This is a genomic window from Actinacidiphila acididurans, from assembly GCF_016918855.1.
Classification (GTDB): domain Bacteria; phylum Actinomycetota; class Actinomycetes; order Streptomycetales; family Streptomycetaceae; genus Actinacidiphila; species Actinacidiphila acididurans.
On sequence record NZ_JADKYB010000003.1, the window covers coordinates 157682 to 182702 of the forward strand.

Consider the following 25021-nt stretch of genomic DNA (forward strand, 5'->3'; position numbering starts at 1 on the left):
CGGGTCCCGCACTTTGGGCGCGGGGCCCGGTCCTGCTTTTGTCCGCACCACCATTTCATCGGCTCGTTCTGCGGATCCCCGCGCGATTGCCAGTGCGGAGTCCTCTTCCGGCACGCGCCGCTTTCGAGGAAGACTCCGGTGTGCAGGAAAAGAATCGCAATCCGCTTTCCGTCCCCACCCACCGCTCCGCGCGCCGCCGGCCCCGCCCGGCGGATCGCCGCGCTCAGGCCACGCCGTCCGGCCCGGGAGCGTCCGCGCCTGCGGTGACCGGCGCGAACACCATGGGGACGGCGCCTGCGGCCGGCTTCGCGGAGAGCCTTGGCACTGAGAGAACGGCCGAGACCCGGAGGACCGCAGGCACCGCGAGGGCCGCTGGCACCGCACCCGCGCCGATGGCCACGTCCTTCGCCGAACTCGGCCTGCCCGCCGCGCCGTCGGCCGCGCTGACCGCCGAGCGCATCACCGCACCCTTCCCGATCCAGGCCGCGACGCTGCCCAGTTCGCTGGCCGGCCGGGACGTACTCGGCCGCGGCCGTACCGGCTCCGGCAAGACCCTGGCCTTCGGTCTCGCGCTGCTGGCGCGTACGGCCGGACGGCGTGCGGAGCCGCGGGAGCCGCTGGCCCTGGTCCTGGTTCCCACCCGCGAGCCGGCCCAGCAGGTCACCGAAGCCCTCGCCCCGTACGCCCGTGCGGTGCGCCTGCGGCTGGCGACCGTCGTCGGCGGGATGCCGATCCGCCGCCAGGCCGCTGTCCTGCGTGGCGGCGCCGAGGTGGTCATAGCCACCCCGGGCCGGCTGCGGGACCTGGTCGACCGGGGCGACTGCCGGCTGGCCCGGATCCGGGCGGTCGTACTGGACGAGGCCGACCAGATGGCCGGTATGGGCTTCCTGTCGCAGGTCACCGCGCTGCCGGCGCAGTTGCCCGCGGACGGCCAGCGGATGCTGTTCTCGGCCACGCTGGACCGCCGCGTCGACCGGCTGGTCCGCCGGTTCCTCAGTGAACCGGTGGTCCATCACGTGGACCCGCCGGCCGGCACCGTCGGCACCATGGACCACCGCCTCCTGCATGTGACGGCCGAGGACAAGCGAGCGGTCACGATCCGTATCGCCGCCCGGGAGGGACGGGTGCTGCTGTTCCTGGCCGGTAAACGCGCCGCCGACCGGCTGACCAGGACCTTGCCGGCGGGCGGGATCCCGGCGGCGGTATTGCACGGTGGCAAGTCGCAGCCACAGCGCGGCCACGCGCTCGCCCGGTTCAGGAGCGGTGAGATCACCGTGCCGGTGGCCACGAACGTGGCCGCACGCGGTATCCACATCGACGACCTCGGCCTCGTCGTCAACGTCGATCCGCCCGCCGACCACAAGGACTACCTGCATCGCGGCGGGCGCACCGCCCGGGCCGGGGCGAGGGGCCGCGACGTCACGCTCGTCCTGCCCGACCAGCGCGGCTCCGTCAACAAGATGATGGCGGACGCCGGCATCAGCGCGCGCGGGACCGCGGTGCACTCCGCGGACGCGGAACTCGCCCGAATCACCGGAGCGCGCACGCCTTCCGGTGTCCCCGTCGTCATCGCCCCGCCGGTCGCCGTCACGCACGCCGGGGGCACCACGGCCGGGCGTTCGGGACGTCGGCGCCAGGCAGCGCGGATCCTGCCGCCCGGCTCCGGCCGCGGAGCGGTGCGTACCCGGTCCGTGCCCCGGCGCCGGAGTGCCGCGTGAGGCCCGCGGCCGCGGCCGCCGGCCAGGGACCGTATGCGACCGAGCCGGAGAGCGCACCGAACGGCGAGGGCAGCGACTTCGCGGTGCTCGCCCGGAGGATCACCGCGTCGGGCCTGATGACGCGGCGCCCCGGGTACTACGGGGCCCGGACAGGTGGCCTGGCGGTGTGCTACGCGGGTACGTGGGTGGCGTTCGTCCTGCTCGGTCACACCTGGTGGCAGCTCGTGACGGCGGGCGTGCTCGGTGTGATGTTCGCACAAGTGGCCCTGGTCGCGCACGACATCGCCCACCGGCAGGTCTTCCGGCTGCGCCGGCCCAGCGAGGCGGCCGGGCGGATCGCCGGGAACCTGTGCGTCGGCATGAGCTACGGCTGGTGGCAGGACAAGCACACCCGCCACCACGCCAACCCCAACCACGAGGACCTCGACCCGGACGTCGTTCCGTACATTCTGGTGTGGTCGCAGGACCAGGCGCGGGCGGCCCGCGGACTGCCGCGCCGGCTCGGTGCCCGGCAGGCGTACTGGTTCTTCCCCCTGCTCGCCCTGGAGGGCATGAACCTGCATGTGGCGGGCGTGCGGGCGCTGTTCCGCCCGGCCTGCAAGCAGCGGGCCCTGGAGGCGGTCCTGCTCGGCCTGCACATCGCCGGATACGCCGCCGCGCTGCTGCTGGTCCTCCCTCCTGTCCAGGCGCTGGTCTTCCTGGCCGTGCACCAGGCGGTGTTCGGCGTGTACATGGGCTGCACGTTCGCGCCCAATCACAAGGGCATGCCGACGCTGACCGGCGACGACCGGCCCGACTTCCTCCGCCGCCAGGTCCTGACCTCGCGCAACGTCAGGGGCGGACGCCTGACCGACCTCGTTCTGGGCGGTCTCAACTACCAGATCGAGCACCACCTCTTCCCCAGCATGCCCACCCCCCATCTGCGCCGCGCCCAGCCGATAGTGAAGGCGTACTGCGCCGAACTCGGCATCCAGTACACCGAGAGCGGGCTCGTCACTTCGTACGCCCAGGCGCTACGACACCTCCACCACGCAGGAGCGCCCCTGCGGCGGCGCCCAGCCCCGGAGACGGCTCCGTAGCACCTCCGGCGGCACCAGCCCTTCGCCGGAAGCACGAGGATGTCGGCGCTTTCCGGCTCCACCCTCCCCCCTTTGTCGAGGAACGATGCGCGTCACCATCGCCCGCCGTCACTTCTACTTCCACCCGGCCGAGGTCGAGCAGGCGATGAAAGGGGTGGTCCCCGAACCCGTCACCGGCAAAAGCGTCGACATAGGCGGCGTACGGTACCCGATCATGCAGGTCGGCGCAGTCCTCACCCGTCAGGACCGGCGCGACTTCAACGCCGGCGAGGTGGAACGGGCAATGCGCGTGCTCGGCTTCACCGTCCACCCCGCGTCCCCCTGACCGCGGGAGACCCGCCGGTTTCACCGACGCCCCACCGTGATGAGGCGCATGTGGGGAGCCCCTGCACATGCATGCGGGGTCGCCGCCGGTTTCGGATTTCCGGTCGCCGCCGGATGACCGCCGGCGGCACTCGTACAGCCGGTCACCGCGGTTGCCAGAAACAATGCGACGACGGCAGGCACGGCACAGTCGCGCCGCATCGTCATCGAACTCCTTGTCTCGTCATGCCGGCGGCTGCCTGATGCGGTGATCGCACGATTCAGCGAATTCTCTTTGACGGCGGCCGGAGTCCCCCGTTCTCTCCGGCCGCCCGCTGGGTACGGCCTGCGCGGCCCTGCCGGTGCACCCGCCGCCGGGCGGCGCCACTTTGGGCACCAAAGATCTTCATGCCTGCTTTCCGCCTGTTCGCGGCAACATGGCCGACCCTTGCGTCGCAGGAACAGCTCCGTGCCCCACCTGACGCTATGGACACGAGTCCGTCGGCCGTCCTAGATTCGTCCTAGTGCGAGGTCGGCCGGGGGGGGGCTGGACGCTGATCGTGCCGGGGGGAACATGAGATTCGGCGTGCTGGGGCCGTTACGCGCCCAGATCACCGGGCGAGAGGTCCGGCTCGACGGACCGCGGCAGGCCAAGATGCTGGCCGCGCTTCTGGTCGACGCCAACAACCTCGTGGCCATGGAACGGCTCGTCGCCGTGATGTGGGACGGGAAGGCACCCGCCACCGCGGTCCGCCAGGTCCAGGACGCCGTGTCCGGGCTGCGCCGCAACCTGGCCGCGTGCGGAGCGCCCGGCTCCCTGATCAGCACGCGGCGCGGCGGCTACGAGATCCACTTGACCGCGGATCAGCTCGACGTGCTGGAGTTCGACCAGCAGCGGCGCCTCGCCGAACGGCACAAGACGCCGTCCGAGACGGCTGTCGCGCTGCGGCGCGCGCTGACCTGCTGGCGCGGTGACGCCCTGATCGACATCTCCAGCCGGGTCCTGGAACTCGACGCGGCCCGGCTGAACGAAACGCGCGCCGCAACGCACAAGCTGTGCCTGAGCATCGAACTCGACCTGGGGCGTCACCGTGAGGTCATCGAGGAGCTGACCGCCCTGCGGCGCGAGCACCCCTACGACGAGCAGGTCGCCGAGCACCTGATGGTCGCCCTCTACCGCTGCCAGCGGCAGGGCGAGGCGCTGCAGGTGTACGAGCGGCTGCGCCGGACACTGGTGGACGACCTCGGCGTCGACCCCACCCCGCCGATCCAGGCGCTGCACCTGCGCATCCTGGCCGCCGATCCCGCCCTGGCGGTCCCCGTCCCGCCGAGCGGTCCCTCGGACGAACGGCAGGACGGCTCCGGCACGGCGGACAAAGAGCCGGTCATGGCGATGCCGGTGCGCCAACTGCCCCTCGACGTACCCGACTTCGTGGGCCGGGTCGACGCGCTCGCCGAGGTCGCCCGATTACTCGACGGGTCGGCGGCGAACCGGGCCCCGGTGGCCGTCGTCGTGGGCGGTCCGGGCGTCGGCAAGTCCTCCCTGGTGACGCACGCCGCGCGGCTGGCGAGCGCCAACTTCCCCGACGGCCAGCTCTATCTCAACCTCGCCGCGACCTCGGACGAGCCGCGGGACCCGGCGCTGATGCTGGCCGAGGCGCTGCGAGCGCTCTCGATCGCGGGCAGCGCGATACCCGGCGCCCTGTCGGAACGGGCCGCGCTCTACCGGTCGTTGCTGGTGGACCGCCGGATGCTGGTGGTGCTGGACGACGCCGGCTACGCCGATCAGGTGCTGCCGCTGCTGCCCGGGGCCGACGGCTGCGCCGTGCTGGTCACCAGCCGTACCCTGCTGACCCAGCTTCCCGGCGCCCGGCACATCGACCTGGACGTGCTGAACCCTGAAGAGGCGCGGGAGTTGTTCACCGGCATCGTCGGCCGGCAGCGGGTCGAGCGGGAGCCGGCGGAGGCCGACGCGATCCTCGACTGCTGCGGCAACCTTCCGCTGGCGATCCGGATCGCCAGTGCCAAGCTCACCGGGCGCCCGGCCTGGTCGCTGCGGGTGCTGCGGGAACGGATCGAGGACGAGTCCCGGCGGCTGGCCGAGCTGAGGATCGGGGATCTCAGCGTGCGCGCCAGCGTGGAGATGAGCCTGCGGCTGCTGCCGGACGACGCGGTGCGCGCGCTGAGCCTGCTGGGTCTGCTCGGCCCCTACACCCTGCCCGGCTGGGTGGTCGGCCCGCTGCTGGACCGCCCCGACGCCGAGGACGTGCTGGACACCCTCGTCGACGCCAGCCTGGTGCGACTCAGCACCACCGACGCCATCGGCCAGCCGCGCTACCGGCTGCACGACCTGATAAGGACCTGTGCGGTGGAGGTCGCCGACCGGCTGCCGGAGCAGGACAAGCGGGACGCGATCGTCCGGGTGCTGGCCGCCTGGCTCGACCTGACCGGGCGCGGTACCGACGGGCTGCCGGCCGGGCTGCTGGTCGCCGAGCCCGGTTCCGCGCCACGCCTGCCGCTGCCCGACGCGGTGGCGGACCGGCTGCTGGCCGACCCGGTCGGCTGGTTCGACGCGGAACGCGACACCCTGCTCGGTGCGGTGAAGCTGGCCGTGGACTGGGGACTGGACGAGATGGCCTGGGAGCTGGCGGCCGGCCCGGTGACGTACTACGACCACCGGTGCCTGTACCAGGACTGGGAGCACGGGCACCGGCTCGCGCTGGACGCGGTCCAGGCCGTCGGCAACGCGCGTGGCGCGTCGGTGCTGCTGCGCGGCCTCGGCCAACTGCACATCTACCGGGACCACTTCGACGGGGCCACGAGTGCCCTGGTGTCCTCCGCCGGGCTGTGCAGGGACGCCGGGGACAAGCGAGGCGAGGCGTTGTCGATGGCGATGCTGGGCACGGTCAGCCGGGTGCAGGGCCGTTACGAGGAAGCCGTCGACCGCATCCAGCGGGCGCTGGGCCTCGCGGTCGGTGAGGGCGACCGGCACCTCGAGGCTCAACTGTCCTGTTCGATGGCCGTGATGCGGCTCATGCAGGACAGACTCGACGAGGCCGAGTCCTGGTTCGGCGAGGCCCTGAGCCAGGCGACGGCGCTCGACGACGGGCACCGGGTGGCGGTCGTACTGCGACGGTTCAGCCGGCTGCACGACCGGCGCGGTGATCCGGACGAGGCGCTGCGCTGCCTGTGGCAGGCCCTGACCACCTTCGAGGAACTGGCCGACGAGCGCTGCGCCGGGTACACGCTGTTGGAGGTCGGCCGCGTGTACGCGGGCCGGCACGACCGGGAACGGGCGAGCCCGGCGCTGGAGCGCGCGGCGGAACTGTTCCACCGGCACGGCGACCGCGAGGACGAGGCCGCGTGCTGGCAACTGATCGGCGACCTGGACGCCGCCGCCGGCGACCACGACCAGGCGCACCGGCACCGCGGGCGAGCGCTGCGGCTGTGGCGGACGATCGGGGACATGGACGCGACGAAAGCTCCGGCGCGGCCGTCGTCGCCGTGAGGGAGGCGGCGCGCGGTGGGCGGGAAGCGCCACCGCGCGCCGGGAGCGGTCAGAGAGCGGTGAGAGAGCGGTCAGGGTGCGTACGTGTCGTCGTACCAGCTCAGGTCGTCGCAGTAGATGAGGTGGCGGGGGGTCGCGTTCTGGCTGGTGCCGGGCGCGGGCGGGCCGATGTTCCACGGGTTGCCCCCGTTGCCCCGCTCGGTGATGTTGCAGTTGTCGTAGGCGTTGCCGGCGTCGCTGTTGACTCCGGGGATGTTGGAGAAGTTCACGAAGTCGCCGGTCTGCACCGGCTTGGTGGTCGGGTGGCCGGTCTGGTCGACCATCTTCCCGTCCAGGTAGAGGTAGAGGTTGGGCATGTAGCTCTGCGCGACGAGGCTGTTCTCCGGGCTGTCGTCGCCGTTCGGTACGGTCTGCGTCGACTTGACCGTCCCGTCGGAGCAGAAGGCCATGTCGACCTGCTGCCAGATGGGCGGGGCGCCGTTGAACAGCGAGCCGTTCGTGTCGCCCCAGCCGCGGAAGAACATGTTGTAGAAGTCGGTGGCGGTGGTGGCCATCTGCGGCGGCATCCGCCCGGCGTTCACGGCGTTCCGGATCTGGCCGACCCAGGCGCTGAAGTTGGCGTCGGTCCTGCCCGACTGGGTGTCGAGCGGCCGGTAGCCGATCGATCCGCCGCTGATCGACTTGACCGCGACGCACTTGCCGGTCGAGTCGACCTGGGGGGCGCTGACGTGCGGCATGTACGCCTGGCCGGGCGCCGTACCTGTGACCAGCGGGTTGGGTACGTGGGTCGGATCGCCGGTGTAGGTGTTGGCGTCGACCTCGTCGTAGGACAGGTCGGGAATCGGGATTCCGTAGTCCGTCTGCACCCCGGCGACGAAGGCCACCAGCCAGTCCGGCAGTTCGGTGGTGCCGGTGCGGCTGGTCACCACGGCCGACTGCGAGCCGCTGAAGACATTGCCGTTGGCGTCGACCGCGTAGGTGACGTCGATGTGGGTCTTCTGCTTGTAGCTGGTGTCGGCGGCGTAGTTCTGGTCGGGCGTCTTCGACAGGTCGGGGCGCGGTACGGAGAACTGCATGAGCCGGGCGGGCGTCATGCCATCGGGGGTGCCGGTGCCGGTGGCGGTGTCACCCGCCTCCTGGACCTCGTTCCCCCAGTTCTGCACCGCGGTCAGCGTGGCCTGCCCCACGCAGTTCGCGGTCTTCGGGCCGGTGTCGCAGGAGGGGAAGCTCATGCCGCCCAGGCCCACGTCCTGCTGCTGCGGGTTGGCCCAGTCGGGGCCGCCGACCGTACGGTCCAGTCCCCAGGCGTACAGCATCGGCATGGTGTTCAGGGGGCTCTGGAAGGAGCTCGGCGCGTGGGTCGTGATGTCCTGCTGCGGGTCGAAGAGCGAGACCGCGTCGAAGCTGTGGTGCTGGAAGGTGCCCGAGACCGGCACGAACGCGACGGCGTCGAAGGCGACGTCGTGGGTTCCGAGTTTGCTGTCGTCGGTCACGTTGTTCAGTGTGACCTGCGCGTTGCTCCCGAGCTGGAAGTAGCCGACGCTCTGCCACTCGTCGGCGCTGGTGTGCTGGCTGATCGGGCGGTCGTAGACGGTGCCGTCGGCGGCGGTCACCTTGTAGTGCGCGGAGTCGGTGGTGCCGCCGGTGCTCGGTGTGTGGGCGAGCACGTGGTAGAGGCTGCTCGGCAGCGGCGCGGTCCAGGTGCCGGTCACCTGGTGCTGGGGGTCGCTCGCGGCACGGTTGTGAGTGAAGTACAGGTGGCCGCCGAAGCCGGCACCGAGTTGGTGGGTGTCGATGGCCGCGATCGGGTCGCCGGCCGCGTTCGTACCGTACGTCATCGTGAACGCGCCGCCGTTGGTCCAGTTCATGCCCGTGCAGCCGGCGGTGTTCTGGCTCGGTGTGGCCAGTTCGTCCACGATCACCGCGCCGGCCGGCAGGCTGGACTGGCAGTCCGCCGGGTGCGGGTTCGTCACCCCGGGGTCGGCGGAGCCCGGGGCGAAGGCGAGGGACTGCGTCGCGCACGAGGTCGCGCAGTCCGGTGCCCAGGTGACGGGTTGATGCCACCAGCAGTGGTAGTAGAGCGGGTCGTCCTTGGTCAGGTTCCCGTAGCCGCAGAAGGTCTTGGTGGGGTCGGACGCGTCGCAGTTGTCGGACCCGTCGCAGAAGAGGGTGGTCGGCGGGATGATGAGGCCCCGGATCGCCCCGCTGTACCGGGGCGTCAGGTAGGACGTCTGGCTCTTGTAGTTCAGGATCGGGTGCTCCACCCAGCCCAGGACCCGCTCCTGGTAGGGCCAGTCGGCGGGATGCGAGGCGTCGCCGTAGCCGTTGCGCAGGAAGAGGTCACGGTTGGGCGGATAGGCGGGGTTGACCGGGTTGTTGGTCCAGCCGAGGCCGCTGTTGCCGGACGAGTCGGCGGGGTGGAACCCGGTGTTGTACGCCCACAGGGCCAAGTACCAGTTCTCGATCTTGCTCGGGTCGCCGTTGTTGGCGATGGTCCCAGCCGCCGCGAGCTGGTTCCACTTGTCCTCGAGGATCTGCAGGCCGGCCGCGATGTTCTCCTCGTAGTCCACGGCGATCTTCATCTTGCCGTGCTGCGAGTAGGTGGGGTCGTAGGCGGCCATCCCGGTGGTGACCTGGGCGATGCCGTAACCGCAGTCCGCCGCCGCGTAGTTGATGACGTCGACGGTGCCGGCCGAGCCGTAGTAGTCGGCGATCAGCGGGTTGCCGGACAGGCCGGGCAGCGAGTGCCAGGACGCCTGCTCGAAGTTGGACTCCTGCGCGAGCAGGCCGAGGAAGACCTGGGCCGGTACGGTGCCGCCGCCCGTCAGCGCATGCGGAGGGAAGTCGGCGCTCGGCTGGTAGGCGGCCAGCCCCATGTTCAGGAAGTTCGCCGGGCGCTGGTCCGTCAACTGGCCGGTCACGGCGAGGTCGACCGCCCGTTGCACCTGCGGCGCCCCCGGCTGCATGGCCTGCAGCGTCGGGTCGTTGCGCGGTACGGCGCAGGCCAGCGTCTGGGGGGCGGTGGCGGCCGTCGAGAGGCGGCCGGGGGCCGTCGCGCCGGTCGCGAAGCCGGTGCGAGAGACGGCGGTGGTGGCCGGAGCGGCCCGGCCCAGCCCCGTACTGCCGGGCAGGGTACGGCCGGTGGCGGTGGCGACGAGTTGGACGGCGATCCGGCCGGCGTCGCTCGCGGAGGAGTGGCCGGCGGTCGTACCGTCGGCGGCCGGGCGGGCGCTTGCCGCGTGGCCGGCCACGGCCTGCCCGTCCAGCGAGACGCCGTCGACGACGTCCGGCAGGCTTCCGGTGATGGTCGTGGCCACGCCGTGCGGGACGGATCCGCTCAGCGATCTGGCCACCAGCACGGCGTGGCCGCCGCGGCCGTTGAACAGGCCGGTGCTTGTCAACTCTCCGTGAGCGAGCCGGGTCAGCCGGCCGCCGGCCACGCGGAGGACGTCGGCGTCGACGCCGTGCTTCGCCAGGAACGTCGCGTTTCCGGCCTGGTCGGCGACGATGTCGAAGACCTGGCCGGGCCCCGTGGCGAGGGCCTGTACGGTGCCCCGCTCGTCCACCTGCACCAGGGAAGCGCCGCGCGCGGCCAGGATCCGGCCCTTCCCCGCGGGTACCGCGCTGGTCAACTGACCGGGTTCGGTGATCGGCGCGGAGACGGTCGCGGTGTCGGCGTGCACGGTGAGCAGTTGGGTGCCCTGCTCGTCCGTTCCGAGGCTGCGGGTCAGCACCGCATCGTCACCGGCTCCGCACCCGGGCGAGGAGTACGTCAGCGCGACGCCCGAGGTGACCGGGTGGACCTTGCCGTCCGGGACGTCCACCACGTAAGCGAAGGCGCCCCGGTCCCGGAGCGTCGGTACGTCGGCGAAGCCCGCGGGCGCCACGACGGCGACGACGTGCTTGCCGTCGCCGGTCGGGCACGAGTAGCCGGTCCAGGCCGAAGCGTCCAGGTCCAGCGGTTTGAGCGTAGCCAGCGGCTGCCAGACGAAGCCGGACCGGCCGGCCGCGGTGAACAGGTGGTATCCCGCGGAGTCCTCGGCGGTGTCGAGGATCAGGTCGCGGGAGTCGTACCAGCCGGGGCCGAGGTAGCGGGCCCGTTCGGTGGGGGAGGTGGCGGCAGCCGGAGCGCTGCTCCTGTGCTTGGCAGGGGCCGGAGCGGTGCTCGTGGGCTTGGGGGTGGGCGGTGCGGCGAGCGCCGGGGGGCCGCTCAAGGAGAGCAGCACGGCTGTTGTCGCCACTGTCGCGCTCGTGGCCAGGACGTGCCTGGCCCAGGTGCGGTGCATGTATCACTCCTCGCTTGCTGGTTGAGATCCGGATTGCGCGAGAGCGCCGGTGGGCGGCAGGAGCAATCGACGGGCTCCTGCCGCCCACCGGACGGATGAGGCGCGGGACTGACCGCCTCGGCGGCGATCGGCGTTGAGGCCGGCGAGACCGTCCGGCGACCGACCTCTTCGGCACGGAGAAGACGGCCGAGGCGGCGCTCGCGCTCGGCGTTCCCGCGGAGAGGATCTCCACGATCGCCGCCGGCCCCCTCCCACCCGGGGGGCGTGCGGCCGACCGGCGGCATCAGCAAGCGGCCCGAGGGCGAGTCGCGCGGGGTGCCCGCCACCTTCCTGCTCGGTCCTGCTGCCCGGCCGTGGCGGGAGCGCTGTTCACCGGCGCCTGGCTCATCCCGCGGCCGCCCCGCCGGAGGCGATGATGCGCTGCGCCTTTGCGAGCCGGTCGTCCAGACTCCGTGTGAAGGCCGAGAGAGCCGCGGCGTGCGAGCCGATGTACTGCTTGTCGTACGCGGTCTCGACGGCTACCGCGACGCCCATCAGGTTCGTCGACAGTTTGCAGTCCAGATCCGCGGTCACCGTGGCGATCTCCTCACGCGTGTGAGTGAGGGGGACCGGGACCGCCCCCGGTCTCGGTACGGACCGCCACTTCCGGTCGAAATAGGCCGCCCCCGGTGACGCGTAGCCGAAGCCCTTGGACTTCATGCAGCGGCTCCACTCGGCGTTGGCACCGACCATCCGGGGATCCGTCGCCGGAACCTTCGGCCCGCCGTCCGGCAACTCCTCGGAGTCCGCGGGCATCGGTGGATCCCCCACCTCTGCCCTTCCCCGGCCCAGGCACCCGTGGTCGGGCACGGCCTTACCGCCGTACACGGTGACGGGCCTGTTCGTTCTGTCCACGCCGTCGAGCACCGTGCGCACCGCGTCGGAGAGGGGCGGCTGGGGGCTGCCGTCGCCGACCGCGACCGCGTCGTACCCGTCATTCCTCGGGGCGGCCGGATCGAAGAAGCCGTAGACCACCGAACGCCTCTTGAGATCCCGAGGAGTGTCGCTGAACGCGTCGCCCCACTGCGGAGCCGGATAGGACAGGCCGTAACTCCGCATGCACTGCTGGGTCACCACGGTGGAAGCCTCGAACAACGTCCTGGTCTGCTCGACGGTGACCTCGTAGGAGTCGATGGGCAACGCGATCTGGTCGACCGATGTGATCACGGGGACGTGGCCGAGCGGCGGCGGCGAACCGTGCTGCTCAGCCGCTCCGTGGGCACAGGAGGCCACAGGGATCAGCATTGCCAGAACTGCCGCACATCGTGCTGCACTGATAGCCGGAGCGGTCTTGATGCTCACCATGCGACCTCGGTTGGTCCCGGTTGTCTGTGTTCGGTGGTGGCGGCCACTGCGGTGACCGGTGACCGGTGACCGCAGTGGCCGGGACGGCGTTGCCGCGTGCCGGCTTCACGGGGTGGACCGGCGCGAGGCGTGCCCGGACGGGCGGACAGCACCCACCGCGTGCCGGGCGGAGCCGACTGGCGCTAGTTGTTGGTGATGTAGATCCACCGTGTCGTCCAGTAGCAGCCGGACGGACAGTCGGGCACCACCATGCTGCCCGGGCTGAAGTGGACCGGAATCCAGCCGGAATCAGCCTGGACATAGCCGGTGTCGTTGCCGCTGCCGACCGCCCACGAGTTGGGAATGTTGGCCCAGCCGGGGCCGGTGTTCCCGTCCTTGACCAGCGTGTAGCAGTAGTTGCCGCCGTCGCTGTACACGGTCACCTGGTTGGTCGGGCAGCCGACGTTGACGACGGTGGCGCCGGCCGGTGCGGCCAGTGCGACACTGCCGGCGAGGACGCCGCCGGCGACGGCGACCGCCGCGAGCTTCCTACGGACCCTCATCATCGTGTACTCCGTTTTCGTCGCGTGGGAACGAGCTGGATACCTGCCCGTGACGCTACGAATACGAGTCCGCCGGCCGTCCTAGGTTCGTCCTAGTGCGAGGTCGGCCAGGGGACCGGCGCTGATCGTGACGTGCCGGAGGGGGACGGTGGACCGGGCCCCGGCTTCGGGCCCGTAGCCGCCTGCTCTGGCTCAGTGGATAGGGCGATGCCCCGTCCTGCTCCGATGCCGCTGCTGGTGGTGGTGCTGTCGCGGGCGCCATTGGACGGGTTAGGCTCGTACTCGTGTCCGTCGATGACCGACTCACCCGGGCCATGGGGATGTTCGTCACGCACGAACCTCACGGCTTCCCGCATCTGGACCCCGATTGCCTTGAGCGAGAGTTCGGAACCGTGGCTGCGGAGCTTCGGCCGCAACTGGAGGCGCTGGTGACGGAGATGATGGCGCTGCCGTTTCAGGGCGAGGATCTGGCTACCGGAACGCGGACGGCGGAGGCGACAATGAGCGAGCGGCATCCTGAGCTCGGCCCAGAGGCCATAGCCGCACTTGGCTCGTACTACAGCTACTGCCATTTCTGATGCTGGGTCACGCCACGTTCGCTCTGGCGACGATTTCGCATCGGCGTTTGTCCTGGGCGTACTTGTTCCGCCTGCCCCGCGCGGGTGCACGGGGCGGTGCCGCCATCGGCGCGATCTTCGCGTAGCCTCACCTGGGACGGGCCGGGGCTGGACAAGCCCTGCTGGACGCCCCGTCCGGGTGTGAAGTCCCGGAGAAGTCCCCCAGATGCCGCCGCACCCCGTTCTGCCCTGCGTTCGCGCAGGTCAGGCAGGGGGCCGGCAGCTGCTTTCAGATGTCCCGGAAGAGCGCCAGCCGGGAGGCCAGGGCCGCTGCTTCCGTGCGGCTGGTGACGCCGAGTTTGGCGAGGACGGACGAGACGTGGAGGCCGGCCGTCTTGGGGGAGATGCCCAGGTCCTCGCCTATCTGGCGGTTGCTGTGGCCGACCGCGACCAGGCGCAGGACCTCGCGCTCGCGGGCAGTGAGCCCGTCCGCGCCCGTCGCGGCGGGGGAGCGGGGCGGCCGTAGGGGCCGGCTCCCGTTGCGTGCGGGGGCGGGTTCGCGCCGGGCCGGACGCAGGGCGATGCCGCGGGCGGTCGCGAGATCGGCGAGCCGGGCCGCCAACAGGACCGCGCCCAGATCTGTGGCCGCCGTGTGGGCCTGCCGCAGCAGTGCGGTGCCGGCCCGGGTGCGGCCCCGGTCCAGCAGGGCGGCCGCCCATCTGCCGCGTACCGAGGCCAGTTCGTACGGGCGCTCCAGCCCCGCGAAGGCGGAGGCGGCCCGGGCCCACGGATCCAGGACGGGGTTGCCCGCGGCCCGCGCGAGTTCGGCGTCCAGCCAGAGCCGGTGCGCGCGCCACACCGGTATCGCGTGCCCCATCCCGACCGCGTGACCGCGGATCGCCGCGAGGATCTGCCGGCCGTCGGCGTCAGCACCGCGGGACTCCCGTACGTCCCCCTCGACGGCCGCGGCCGTGCACAGCATCGGCAGGGCGTACCGCTCCGTGCCCGGCGACAGCCCGAGGGCCGCGATCCGCCGGAACTCCGCCCGGGCCGCGTCGATGTCGCCGTCGCACGCCGCCACCCGCATCGCCACCTCCGCCGGGTGGACGAGAAGCCACGGCTGCGGATCGTGACCGCCGAACTGCTCGCGCGCTCGGGACACATGCTTGCGGGCCGCCGCCAACTCGCCCTGCACGAGGGCGATCTGAGCCCGGCGTACCGCGGCCAGCCCGTGCGCCGTGCGGGACCGGGCCGACGCCGCCGCCTCGTCGATCGCCTCGAGCGACTGCGGCCAGCGGCCCAATGAGTACAGCGACAGGGACTGGTCACAGCGCACCCGCGCCTCCGCGTCGACCAGCCCGCGAGCCCGGCACAACCGGGCCGCCTCCTCGGCCGCGGCCACCGCCTCGGCCGAACGGCCCGCGCCCTCCAGCGCCGAGGGCAGCGCGAGCCCGACCCGGCCGAGCAGCGCGGCCGACCCCGTCTCCTCGGCGATCCCTCGCAGCGCGGACAACTCGGCCAGGCCCTCCTGGTAGCCGGCGGTTGCCGCCTTGAGCCGGCCGCGGGCGATCCGGGCGTCCAGCGCGACCTCCCGCGCCCCGGCTTCCTCCGCGTACCGCACGGCACGCTCGGCGGCCTCCACGGTGTCCGGTCCCGGCTGATGCCGGGCGCCCCACTCGGACGCCTCCGCCAGTACGACAGCGTGAACGGCGGACGGCGCCAGGCCCCGTACGCGTTCCTGCGCGCGGTCCAGCTCGCGCAGGCCGTCCCCCAGGGCCAAGTCCTGGACCAGCAGCGAACGCTGCACCCAGAACCAGGCGGCGGCCGCCCGATCACCAGAGGCCTCCGCAGTCGACACCCCCTCTTCGGTCAACGCCAGCGCCCGCTCCCGGTTGACGCTCAGCCGCGCCGCCAGCGCGGCTTCCGCCACCACGTCGAGCCGGGTCAGGGGCGCTTCGTCGAGTTCGGGCGGTTCCGTGGTGCGGGCCGGGTCGGGGGTAACTGTCGTACGGGGCGGGAGGGTCGCGTCGGCCGTACGGTCGGCTGTGGCCGCACCCGTGGCGCCGCCGGGATTGGACACCCCATCCGCAGTGTCGGCCCCGCCCGTCCGATCGGTCCTGTCCGTGTCGGCCGGGTCGGTTGCGTCCGTCGTCGGGGCCGCAGTGGCCGGGTTCGTGGCACGGTCGGGGCCGGGCACTTCGCTCGATGCGCCGGTCTCGCCCGCCCGGGCTGTTCCGTCCAGGCCGAGTGTCGTACTGGTCGGGCCGGTTGCCTCCGACGTACGGGTCGCCACGGCCGTGGCCCCGTCGGGGCCGGACGCCCCTCCCGCCGAGTCGGCCACGCCCGCCGCCGCCGGACGCAAGTGCCGGAAGGAAGCGGCGTCCGGTGGACGCAGGCCCGTACGGACCTGCTCGGGTGCGCGGTCCCACAGCCGAAGCACGCGTTCGAGCATCTGGAGCTGCTCGGCGTGGGCGTGCCGGTGGTGGGCGTCGGCGGCTGCCCGGAGGCCTGTCGGCAGGGCCTTGGACACGTCGTCGGCGGCGAACCAGTGGCCTGCGAGCCGGGTGGCACGTTCGTCCGGGCGGACCAGGGACGGGTCGGCCTCCAGGGCCCGCGCGTACCGCTGGTTGAGCAGGGCGCGTTCGCCCGGCAGGATCTCGTCGCCGACCGCGTCGCGGACCAGGGCGTGGCGGAAGCGGTGGCCCGGGCGGTCAGGATCCGGTGCGAGCAGGAGGATGCCGCCGGCCACGGCCGCGCGCAGGGCCTCGTTCAGCTCGCTCTCCGGCAGTCCCGCCACCGCGCGCAGCAGCGGGTACTCCACGTCCGTGCCGCTCTCGGCGATCAGGCGGGCCACCTGCCGTGCCGTCGCGGGCAGGGCGCGCAGCCGAGCCGACAGCAGTCCGCGCACCGACTCGTCCACGTCCTGGGTGCGCGCCAGCTCCGCCACGTAGAACGGGTTGCCCTGCGAGCGCCGGTGGATCGCGTCCACCAGCGGCGGCGAGGGCTCCGCCGACAGGATCGCGGCGACCTGTTGCCGTACCTCGTCCCGGGTCAGTCCGGGCAGCACGACGTCCGTCACCGTGGGCAGCCGCCGCAGTTCGGACACCACGGGCAGCAACGGGTGGCCGGCGACCAGGTCGCCGGTGCGGTAGGTGCCGACCAGGGTGAGTTGCCCGGTGCGCTGCGGGCGGCACAGGTACGCCAGCAGGCTCAGCGTGGACTCGTCCGCCCAGTGCAGGTCCTCCAGCACCAGGACGAGGGGCCGCTCCCCGCCCAGTTGCTCCAGCGCCCGGGCGGTCAGCTCGAACAGCCGTGAGGCGCCGTCGGGTTCGGGGACCGGCGGCCGGACCTCGCTCGGTTCGGGCACGAGGGCGGCGAGCATGTCCTCCCGGCCGCCAACGGCCGCGGCCACCTCGGCCGGCAGTTGCCGCCGCAACGACCGCAACACGGTGGTGAACGGCGCGAAGGGCAGCCGCTGCGCTCCCGCCGCCACGCACTCGCCGACCGCTACGACGGCGCCCCGGCCCATCGCCACCGTGCCCAGCTCCTGGACCAGCCGCGTCTTGCCGATCCCGGCGTCCCCGCCGACGAGCACGATCCGCGGCTCCCCGCCGCGCGCACGCTCGAACGCGTCGACCAGGAGGGCCACGTGCTCTTCCCGGCCGACGAGCACCGAGGAATCAGACGGGCCAGCCACCGGTCGATTATCCCGCACATCCTGTGCCGGAGGCCCTGCGCAACGCCCATGAGCACCGGCAGGTACGGACCAAGTGGCCGCCCGCGCGGGTGCATTGTTGCCGGGACGAGTCCCGCCGACGCGGGAAGGCGCGGCCACGGTGACGCCTTCCCGGCAGGCGGCCCGGACTTGACCTCGGGGAACGGGGCGTGCGGTCGCGCGTTCATCGACCTGCTCCGGGGGGAGACACCGCCCGGGTACGGCAGATGGGCCCGTTGACCGGTTCCGCTTCGTGGTCGGTGGCGACCATCGCCGGCTTCGGGCAGAGCGGCGGCCGTACGCGGTTCGGGCAGGTCGGCGCCCTCAGGATCGAGCCACGGCCGGCTTCCCGACGCCCCGTCAGCCCCGGTCGTCTCGTGTCCGCCACGCTTCCGCTCGCCCATCGGAGTGGTCCGACGGGACGGAACCCGGGGACGGCTTATTGTCGATGCCGTGACGACCTTGGCACTCATCGGCAGTGGACACATCGGAAGCACCTTGGCCCGTCTGGCGGTCGACGCCGGGCTGGACGTGGTGGTCAGCAACTCGCGCGGGCCGGAGACGCTGCAGGACCTGGTCGCGGAGCTCGGGCCGCGGGCCCGGGCGGCGACCGCGGAGGCGGCGGCCGCCTCGGGAGACATCGTGGTGGTGTCGGTCCCGGTCCGGGCCGTACCGGAGATTCCGCGCGAGCCTCTTGTAGGGAAGACCGTGATCGACACCGGCAACTACTACCCGCAGCGCGACGGGCAGATCCCGGAACTGGACTCCGGCGAGCTGACGCACAGTGAACTGCTCCAGCGTCACCTGCCCGACTCCGGCGTGGTGAAGGCGTTCAACAACATCTACTTCGCCCACCTGGGCGACCTGGCCCGGCCGGCGGGTACGCCGGACCGTACCGCCCTGCCGATCGCCGGCGACAACGCGGACGCCAAGCGGCGCGCCACCGAGTTGCTGTCCACGTTGGGATACGACGTGGTGGACGCCGGGCCGCTCGCAGAGGGCCGCCGCTTCCAGCCGGGCACCCCGGCCTACGGCGTGCCCTACTCGGACAGCAAGACCAAGGACTTCGCGGGACGGCCGGCGGGCCCGGCGCCGGCGGCGGACATCAGGGCGGCGCTGGCGGCGGCCGGGGACTGACCGGGGCCCCGCCTGCGGGAATGCGAGCCACGAGGGGACGGCCGGACAGGTCGGAGCCGCGATGGTGCCCCGCCGCACCGGAGGGGAAGTGCGGCGGGGCATTTCCCAGAGGGTGCGGGACAGAGTTGCACCGGATGGGCCGCGCGTCCATACGCCGATCGGCCCGGATGACACGTGCCGACGGGTCATCGGCGCCGCGACCGGTCCGTCCGCATCCGGCGGTATCGTGCGGAAACCCCCGTATCGGAGGCCGCGCGAACGTCGGACGAGGAAGGGCGGCACCGTGCCGGACAGCCTGGACCAGCCCCCGGCCGCCGGCGCGTCGCGCCAGGCCCTGCAGCGGGTGCTGTTCGGCGGGGTGTACGGAACGGTGCTCGCCAGCTCCCTGGCGTCCGCGCTCGACCACGACACCGGCCAGCCCAATCCCGGGTACGACGCGCTGTGGATCATGGTGGCGGCCCTGGCCGCGGCCGCCTCGCACGGCTACGCGCACGCCATCGCCCACTGGACGCCGGGCGGACGGAAGACCACGGTCGAGGCCGCCCGGTCGGTGGTCACCGAATGGCCCCTGGTCGCCGCCGCGGTGCCCACGGTGGCCGTGCTGCTGGGCTCCTGGGCGGGCTGGTGGAGCGAGGCGGGCGGGATCGGCGTGGCCCTGCTGCTGAACACCGCCGCGCTGTTCGGGTGGGGGCTGTGGGCGGCCCGGTCGGCGGGCCAGGGCTGGGCGCGGGCCTGCCGGGTCGGCGCGGTGGACCTGCTGCTCGGCCTGCTCATCGTGGCCGTGAACGCGCTGAGCCACTGAGCCGGGCCTTGCCCCCGCACGTCACGCCTGCTGTTGCAGGGCGGTCAATCGGCGGCGGGCGGCGGCGAGGGAGTGGCCCCGGGGAGCGTTGTGCCACGGGTCGGTCCGCAGGAGCTCGTCCGCGCGGGACAGCGTCCAGCGTCGCGGCGTCAGATCCGGGTCCTCGATGTCGTCCCAGGCCAGGGGCGCTGCGATGGGCGCGCCGGGCAGCGGCCGGAGGCTGTAGGGGGCGACGGCGGTCTGCGCGTAGGCGTTGCGCTGGACGTCCACGTACAGCCGGCCCGCGCGGGCGGCCTTGCGCGGCTCGATGGTGAGGGCGTCGGGGCGGCGGGCCACGAGCAGTTCGGCGACGTCATGGGCGAAGGCGCGCGCTTGGTCGAAGTCGGCGCCGCCCCCGGTGTCGAGCGGGATCACGGCGTGCAGGCCGCGCGAGCCGGTCGACATCAGCAGGGACGGCAGCTCGAGGTCCCGCAGCACATCGCGCAGCAGTAGCGCGGCCTGCCGTACCGGGGCGAAGTCCGCGTCCGGCGGGTCGAGGTCGAAGACGATCCGGTCGGGTCGGTCCGGGTGGTCGGCGGTGGACAGGAAACGGTGGAAGGTCGTGCAGTTCTGGCCGACCAGATACGCCAGGGTCGCGGTGTCGTCGCACACCGCGTACCGGACGCTGCCGCCGCCCTGCTTGGGCAGCTCCACCCGCCGTATCCAGTCCGGGAAGGAGTCGGGCACGTCCTTCTGCATGAAGCCCGGATCGTCGGTCCCGCTCGGATGGCGTTCCAGCATCAGCGGCCGTCCGCGCAGGTGGGGCAGCATCCTGCGGGCAACCGTGCGGTAGTAGCCGACCAGATCGGCCTTGGTCAGGCCGTCCCCGGGGAACAGCACCTTGTTCGGGTGGGTGATCCGGACCGGGTGACCGCCGAGCCGGACGGTCATCGGCTGGGTCGTCATCGCGCCTCCCGTCGGGTTGTCCGTAAGACCTGCGCCGCGGCCGCCGCGCGGGGAGTCACAGCCGCTGCTCGCCGTTGGCGGCGGGCACGGCACGGGCTTCCTCGACCGAATCGTGGAGCTTCAGGACGGCGTCCAGCCCCACCATTTCGATGAGCCGCCGCAGCGCGGGCCGCGGCGCCGCGACGCGCAGGTCCGTGGTGCGCGCGACATCGATCAGGATGCGGAGGAAGCTGGAATCGCCGAATGTGATGTCAGCGGCGTCCAGAATCACCACCGGGCTGCTCGCCGCGGCGGCCCGCAGCCGGTTGGCCAGAGGCTCCAGGTTCGACAGGTCCAGGTCGCCCTGGGCCCGTACGACCGCGGTGGCGGATACGGCGGGGCGAGGGCTCGACGGGTCATGAGTCACCATGGCGCACAGTTGCCCCCGTATCTCCGGATCATGCGTCGTATTCCGGCCTCCGATGGCGGAGCTTCACCTACCGGCGGGTGGGCAGAAGCGTCCGCAGCGGGGTGCGAGGCGGTCGCCCGGGGCGACCTGTGACCGGCAGCTCCGCACCGCCCGACGCATCACCGCAGCACATGACCGCAACGCACGACATCAACGCATCACCGTGGAAACGCAGCACCGTGCACCGGAAGGAAGGCGAACCATGCCCGAGACCGTCGTGATCACCGGAGCCAGCGGGGGCATCGGGCGGGCCACGGCCCGCGAGTTCGCCCGCCGGGGAGCCCGGATCGGGCTGCTCGCCCGCGGGCGTACCGGGCTGGAGGCCGCCGCCGCCGAGGTGCGGGAGCTGGGCGGGCAGGCACTCGTCGTGCCCACCGACGTCGCCGATCACGCCGCGGTCGCCGCGGCCGCCGACGCGGTGGAGGAGCGGTTCGGTCCCGTCGACATCTGGGTCAATGTCGCCTTCACCTCGGTCTTCGCGCCGTTCACCGAGATCGAGCCGGCCGAGTTCCGGCGGGTGACCGAGGTGAGCTACCTGGGCTTCGTCAACGGCACCCGGGAAGCGCTCTCCCGCATGCTGCCCCGGGACCGCGGCACGATCGTGCAGGTCGGCTCGGCGCTCGGCGAGCGCTCCATCCCGTTGCAGTCCGCGTACTGCGGGGCCAAGCACGCCGTCAACGGCTTCACCTCGTCGGTGCGCACCGAGCTCATGCACAGCGGGAGCAATGTACGGATCACGGTGGTGCAGATGCCGGCCGTGAACACCCCGCAGTTCTCCTGGGTGCTCTCCCGCCTGCCCCGCCACCCCCAGCCGGTCCCGCCCATCTACCAGCCCGAGGTGGCCGCGCGCGCCGTGGTGCACGCGGCCCGCCATCCCCGGCGCAAGCAGTACTACGTCGGCGCCTCCACGGTGGCCACCATCCTCGCCAACCGGATCGCCGCCGGGCTGCTCGACCGCTACCTGGCGCGTACGGGCTACGACGCGCAGCAGACGGCGGAACCGGTCAAGCCGAACCGGCCGCACAACCTGTGGCAGCCGCTGGACGGGACCTCCGGCGCTGCGCACGATTTCGGCGCCCACGGCATCTTCGACGACCGCTCGCACCCCCGCTCGCCCCAGACCCGGGCCGCCCGGCACACCTCCGCCGCCCTGGCCGCCACCGCCGCCGCGGGGATCGCCGCGGCCGCCGGGGCCGCGCGCCGCAAACGCGCCTGACGAGACGCACCTGAGAGCGCGGTCCTCGGCGTCGCGGCGACGTATCGGCGGCTGCGGAGCGTGAGCAGTGACCGTAAGGCGTGGAATATCAGGATGCCGACCGGGCACGCGATCACTTGAGCGGGGCACGCGGCCCATCGGTCCGGTACCTCCCCCGCAGGCAGGGGCCGGACACGGCCCCGGGCCACTGATCGCGCCGGGACGGCAGCGCACCGGGAAGGGCCAGCATGAGCATCCTTGAACGCTCCACCTCCACCCGCACCCTGGACGATGCCGCCCTGGAGGCGGCGCTGCGGGAGGAGGTGGACGGCGAGGTCCGGTTCGACGCGGGCAGCCGCGGCGCGTACGCCACGGACGGCTCGAACTACCGGCAGGTCCCGATCGGCGTCGTCGTGCCGCGCACGGTGGACGCCGGTGCCACCGCGGTCGCGGTCTGCGCCCGGTTCGGTGCCCCGGTCCTCTCCCGCGGGGGTGGTACGAGCCTCGGCGGCCAGTGCACCAACACCGCCGTGGTCATCGACTGGACCAAGTACTGCGACCGCCTCGTCTCGGTGGACGCCGAGGCCCGTACCTGCGTGGTCGAGCCGGGCATCGTGCTGGACGAACTGAACCGGCGGCTCGCCGGCCACGGGCTGATGTTCGGCCCCAAGCCGTCCACCCACAGCCACTGCGCGATCGGCGGCATGATCGGCAACAACTCCTGCGGCGCCTCCGCCCAGGCGTACGGCAAGACCGTCGACAACGTGCGCCGCCTGGAGATCCTCACCTACGACGGAGTGCGCTGCTGGGTCGGCCCGACCTCGCCGGAGGAGTACGAGGCGATCGCCGCGATGGGCGACCGCCGCGCGGAACTCTACGCCGGCCTGCGGAACATCGCCGACGAGTACCTGGCCGACATCCGCCGCGGATACCCGCAGATTCCCCGGCGCGTCTCGGGATACAACCTGGACGACCTGCTGCCCGAGAAGGGCTTCAACGTGGCCCGCGGCCTCGTGGGCAGCGAGGGCACCCTGGTCACCGTGCTGCGCGCCGAGCTCGAGCTGGTGCCCGTGCCCCCGGCCGACGCCATGATCGTGCTCGGCTACCCGGACATCTGCGCCGCCGCCGACGATGTGCCGCGCATTCTGGAGCACAGCTCGCCGGCCCAGCTCGAAGCCCTCGACGACCGCATGGCCCAGCTCATGCGGGAGGAGGGCAGCCACCTGGAGTCCCTGCGCACCTTCCCCGAGGGCAAGAGCTGGCTGCTGCTCCAGTTCACCGGCGAGGACCAGAAGGACGCCGACCGGCAGGCGGACGACCTGCTGCGGGCGCTGGGCCGCACGCCGGGGGATCCCACCGTCGCCCGCTCCGACGACACCCAGCGCGAACAGCGCATGCTGCGGGCCCGCGAGGCCGGCCTCGGCGTCACCGCGCGCCCGCCGGACGAGCGCGAGACCTGGGAGGGCTGGGAGGACTCCGCGGTGCCGCCGGACCGGCTCGGCGACTATCTGCGCGACCTGAAGCGGCTGTTCACCGAATTCGGCTACGACCACCCGTCGCTCTACGGGCACTTCGGGCAGGGCTGTGTGCACACCCGGATCCCGTTCCAGCTGCGCACCGCCGAAGGGGTCGCCGATTTCAGGGAGTTCCTGCGCCGGGCCGCCGAGCTCGTCGCCTCCTACGGCGGCTCGCTGTCCGGCGAGCACGGCGACGGCCAGGCGCGGGGCGAACTGCTCCCGACGATGTTCGGCGAACGGCTCGTGCAGGCCTTCGGTGAGCTGAAGGGCCTGTTCGACCCGGACAACCGGATGAATCCCGGCAAGGTCGTCGCGCCGAACCCGGTGGACGGTCAGCTGCGGCTGGGACCGCGGTGGCGGCCGCGCGACGACTCCGACGCCCGGTTCGGGTACCCCGAGGACGGCCACTCCTTCAACACGGCCGTCATGCGGTGTGTCGGGGTGGGGAACTGCCGCACCCATGAGGGCGGGGTGATGTGCCCTTCGTACCGGGCCACGGGGGAGGAGGAGCACTCCACGCGGGGCCGGGCCCGGTTGCTGTTCGAGATGATCGGCGGTCACGCGGACTCGCCGGTCTCCGACGGCTGGCGTTCGACGGAGGTCCGGGACGCCCTGGACCTGTGCCTGGCCTGCAAGGGCTGCAAGTCGGACTGCCCGGTCGGGGTGGACATGGCGACGTACAAGGCGGAGTTCCTGTCCCATCACTACGAGGGCAGGTTGCGGCCGGCGGCTCATTACGCCCTGGGATGGCTGCCGTTGTGGGCGCGCGCTGCCTCGATCGCGCCGGGCGTGGCCAACACCGCACTGCGCGCCCCGGGAATCGCCCGGCTCGGCAAGCGCCTGGCCGGAGTGGCCGACCGGGACGCCCCGCTGTTCGCCGACGAGCCGTTCCTCGCCTGGTGGCGTGCGCGCGGCACTGCGGAGCCGGACCCGGCCGATCCGCGCACGGTGGTGCTGTGGCCCGACACCTTCAGTACGTACTTCCATCCGTCCGTGGCCAGGTCCGCGGTCCGGGTGCTGGAGGACGCCGGATTCCGCGTCACGGTGCCCACCCAAGCGGTGTGCTGCGGGCTGACCTGGATCTCCACCGGCCAACTCGGCATCGCCGAGCGGGTGTTGAAGCGGACCCTGAACGTACTGCGGCCGTGGATCGAGGCAGGTACCCCGGTGGTGGGGCTGGAGCCGTCGTGCACCGCCGTCTTCCGGTCCGACGCCCCGGAGCTGATGCCGGACGACGAAGACGTCAAGCGGCTGTCCGGGCAGTTCCTCACCTTCTCCGAACTGCTGCTGCGGCACGCGCCCGACGACTGGACGCCGCCCCGGCTGACCCGGGCGGCCACCGTGCAGACCCACTGCCACCAGCACGCCGTCACCAAGTTCGACGCCGACCGCGAGCTGATGCGCCGCGCCGGGCTGGACGCCGACGTCCTGGACGAGGGCTGCTGCGGCCTGGCCGGCAACTTCGGCTTCGAACGCGGCCACCACGAACTGTCCATGAAGATCGCCGAGCAGGGTGTCCTGCCCGCGGTCCGCCGCACCGCCCCCGGCGCCCTGGTGATCGCCGACGGCTTCAGCTGCCGCACCCAGATCGAGGAGGGCGGCACCGGCCGCCGCGCCCTGCACCTGGCCGAGGTCCTGGCCCTCGGCCTAGACGGACCCGCGCCCGCCGACCACCCCGAGAAAGCCGCCGCCCGCCCGGAGCCGCCCTCCAGGGTCCGGGCCGGCCTCGCCACGACGGCCGCGGCACTCGCGGCCGCCGGCGGCACCGCGGGCGCCGCCTACGCGCTGGCCCGCCGCGCCAGGCGATGACGCGGCGGCGATGACGCGCCGGGCGACGACCGAACCCCCGAGCCACCCCGGCCCCGAGAGCCCGACGAAGTCCCACCAGAGCCTGACCAGAGCCCCCACGAGAGCCCCACGAGAGG

At 72.6% G+C, this 25021-nt stretch carries 15 protein-coding genes; 9 read left to right on the top strand and 6 right to left on the bottom strand.

The genetic code is table 11. From position 1 onward, the window contains the following. Positions 1–392: 392 nt before the first annotated feature. The 4 genes from ITX44_RS06255 to ITX44_RS06270 all read left to right on the top strand — a co-directional run bounded on the left by ITX44_RS06255 (position 393) and on the right by ITX44_RS06270 (position 6608). Positions 393–1718: a DEAD/DEAH box helicase gene (locus ITX44_RS06255; protein ID WP_236060146.1), complete on the top strand. Its 1326-nt coding sequence runs from the start codon at positions 393–395 to the stop codon at positions 1716–1718. Continuing rightward, on the top strand, positions 1715–2797 hold the full coding sequence (locus tag ITX44_RS06260; protein ID WP_372440842.1) for a fatty acid desaturase family protein: 1083 nt from the start codon (positions 1715–1717) through the stop codon (positions 2795–2797). Before ITX44_RS06255 ends, ITX44_RS06260 begins: the two co-directional genes overlap by 4 nt. An 85-nt stretch (positions 2798–2882) precedes the next feature. Continuing rightward, the gene (locus ITX44_RS06265) at positions 2883–3122 is read left to right on the top strand and encodes an SCO5918 family protein (protein ID WP_205356025.1); all 240 of its coding nucleotides are present in this window, start codon (positions 2883–2885) and stop codon (positions 3120–3122) included. Positions 3123–3686: 564 nt separating this feature from the next. Continuing rightward, on the top strand, positions 3687–6608 hold the full coding sequence (locus tag ITX44_RS06270; RefSeq protein WP_205356026.1) for an AfsR/SARP family transcriptional regulator: 2922 nt from the start codon (positions 3687–3689) through the stop codon (positions 6606–6608). Between the two features lie 71 nt (positions 6609–6679). Here ITX44_RS06270 and ITX44_RS06275 read toward each other — a convergent pair whose 3' ends face one another. From ITX44_RS06275 to ITX44_RS06285, 3 genes are all read right to left on the bottom strand, one after another. Continuing rightward, positions 6680–10894: a golvesin C-terminal-like domain-containing protein gene (locus ITX44_RS06275; RefSeq protein ID WP_205356027.1), complete on the bottom strand. Its 4215-nt coding sequence runs from the start codon at positions 10892–10894 to the stop codon at positions 6680–6682. 384 nt (positions 10895–11278) lie between these two features. After that, on the bottom strand, positions 11279–12238 hold the full coding sequence (locus tag ITX44_RS06280; protein WP_205356028.1) for a hypothetical protein: 960 nt from the start codon (positions 12236–12238) through the stop codon (positions 11279–11281). 182 nt (positions 12239–12420) lie between these two features. After that, complete coding sequence (locus ITX44_RS06285; RefSeq protein WP_205356029.1) at positions 12421–12783, bottom strand: hypothetical protein; 363 nt, start codon at positions 12781–12783, stop codon at positions 12421–12423. 281 nt (positions 12784–13064) lie between these two features. Here ITX44_RS06285 and ITX44_RS06290 point away from each other — a divergent pair, with 281 nt between their 5' ends. Further along, on the top strand, positions 13065–13358 hold the full coding sequence (locus ITX44_RS06290; RefSeq protein WP_205356030.1) for a hypothetical protein: 294 nt from the start codon (positions 13065–13067) through the stop codon (positions 13356–13358). A 268-nt stretch (positions 13359–13626) separates the two neighbouring features. Here ITX44_RS06290 and ITX44_RS42555 read toward each other — a convergent pair whose 3' ends face one another. After that, positions 13627–17034, bottom strand: coding sequence for a helix-turn-helix transcriptional regulator (locus ITX44_RS42555; protein WP_205356031.1), 3408 nt, complete (start codon positions 17032–17034; stop codon positions 13627–13629). A 471-nt stretch (positions 17035–17505) separates the two neighbouring features. Here ITX44_RS42555 and ITX44_RS06300 point away from each other — a divergent pair, with 471 nt between their 5' ends. Continuing rightward, positions 17506–18189 carry an NADPH-dependent F420 reductase gene (locus ITX44_RS06300; RefSeq protein WP_205356032.1) on the top strand — a complete coding sequence of 228 codons (684 nt, stop codon included), beginning with the start codon at positions 17506–17508 and terminating at the stop codon, positions 18187–18189. A 283-nt stretch (positions 18190–18472) separates the two neighbouring features. Continuing rightward, positions 18473–18991: a hypothetical protein gene (locus ITX44_RS06305; protein WP_307795124.1), complete on the top strand. Its 519-nt coding sequence runs from the start codon at positions 18473–18475 to the stop codon at positions 18989–18991. Positions 18992–19012: 21 nt separating this feature from the next. On the opposite strand, the gene ligD is transcribed toward ITX44_RS06305, so the two are convergent. Then, positions 19013–19936 (bottom strand): non-homologous end-joining DNA ligase, encoded by a 924-nt coding sequence (ligD, locus tag ITX44_RS06310; protein WP_205356033.1) that lies wholly within the window; start codon positions 19934–19936, stop codon positions 19013–19015. Between the two features lie 55 nt (positions 19937–19991). After that, entirely contained in the window at positions 19992–20345 is a 354-nt protein-coding gene (locus ITX44_RS06315) for an STAS domain-containing protein (protein ID WP_205356034.1), read from the bottom strand. A gap of 241 nt (positions 20346–20586) precedes the next feature. Between ITX44_RS06315 and ITX44_RS06320 the strand changes: the two genes are divergently transcribed. Both ITX44_RS06320 and ITX44_RS06325 read left to right on the top strand, forming a co-directional pair. Further along, positions 20587–21600 (top strand): SDR family oxidoreductase, encoded by a 1014-nt coding sequence (locus ITX44_RS06320; protein ID WP_205356035.1) that lies wholly within the window; start codon positions 20587–20589, stop codon positions 21598–21600. A 227-nt stretch (positions 21601–21827) separates the two neighbouring features. After that, entirely contained in the window at positions 21828–24905 is a 3078-nt protein-coding gene (locus tag ITX44_RS06325; protein ID WP_205356036.1) for an FAD-binding and (Fe-S)-binding domain-containing protein, read from the top strand. The last annotated feature ends 116 nt before the right edge of the window (positions 24906–25021 follow it).

Bases quoted from the DNA above. Each gene is read 5' to 3' on its own strand.
- ligD (WP_205356033.1), bottom strand. From the start codon at position 19,936: ATGACGACCCAGCCGATGACCGTCCGGCTCGGCGGTCACCCGGTCCGG.
- ITX44_RS06255 (WP_236060146.1), top strand. From the start codon at position 393: ATGGCCACGTCCTTCGCCGAACTCGGCCTGCCCGCCGCGCCGTCGGCC.
- ITX44_RS06320 (WP_205356035.1), top strand. From the start codon at position 20,587: ATGCCCGAGACCGTCGTGATCACCGGAGCCAGCGGGGGCATCGGGCGG.
- ITX44_RS06265 (WP_205356025.1), top strand. From the start codon at position 2,883: ATGCGCGTCACCATCGCCCGCCGTCACTTCTACTTCCACCCGGCCGAG.
- ITX44_RS06315 (WP_205356034.1), bottom strand. From the start codon at position 20,345: ATGGTGACTCATGACCCGTCGAGCCCTCGCCCCGCCGTATCCGCCACC.
- ITX44_RS06325 (WP_205356036.1), top strand. From the start codon at position 21,828: ATGAGCATCCTTGAACGCTCCACCTCCACCCGCACCCTGGACGATGCC.
- ITX44_RS06275 (WP_205356027.1), bottom strand. From the start codon at position 10,894: ATGCACCGCACCTGGGCCAGGCACGTCCTGGCCACGAGCGCGACAGTG.
- ITX44_RS06285 (WP_205356029.1), bottom strand. From the start codon at position 12,783: ATGATGAGGGTCCGTAGGAAGCTCGCGGCGGTCGCCGTCGCCGGCGGC.
- ITX44_RS06280 (WP_205356028.1), bottom strand. From the start codon at position 12,238: ATGGTGAGCATCAAGACCGCTCCGGCTATCAGTGCAGCACGATGTGCG.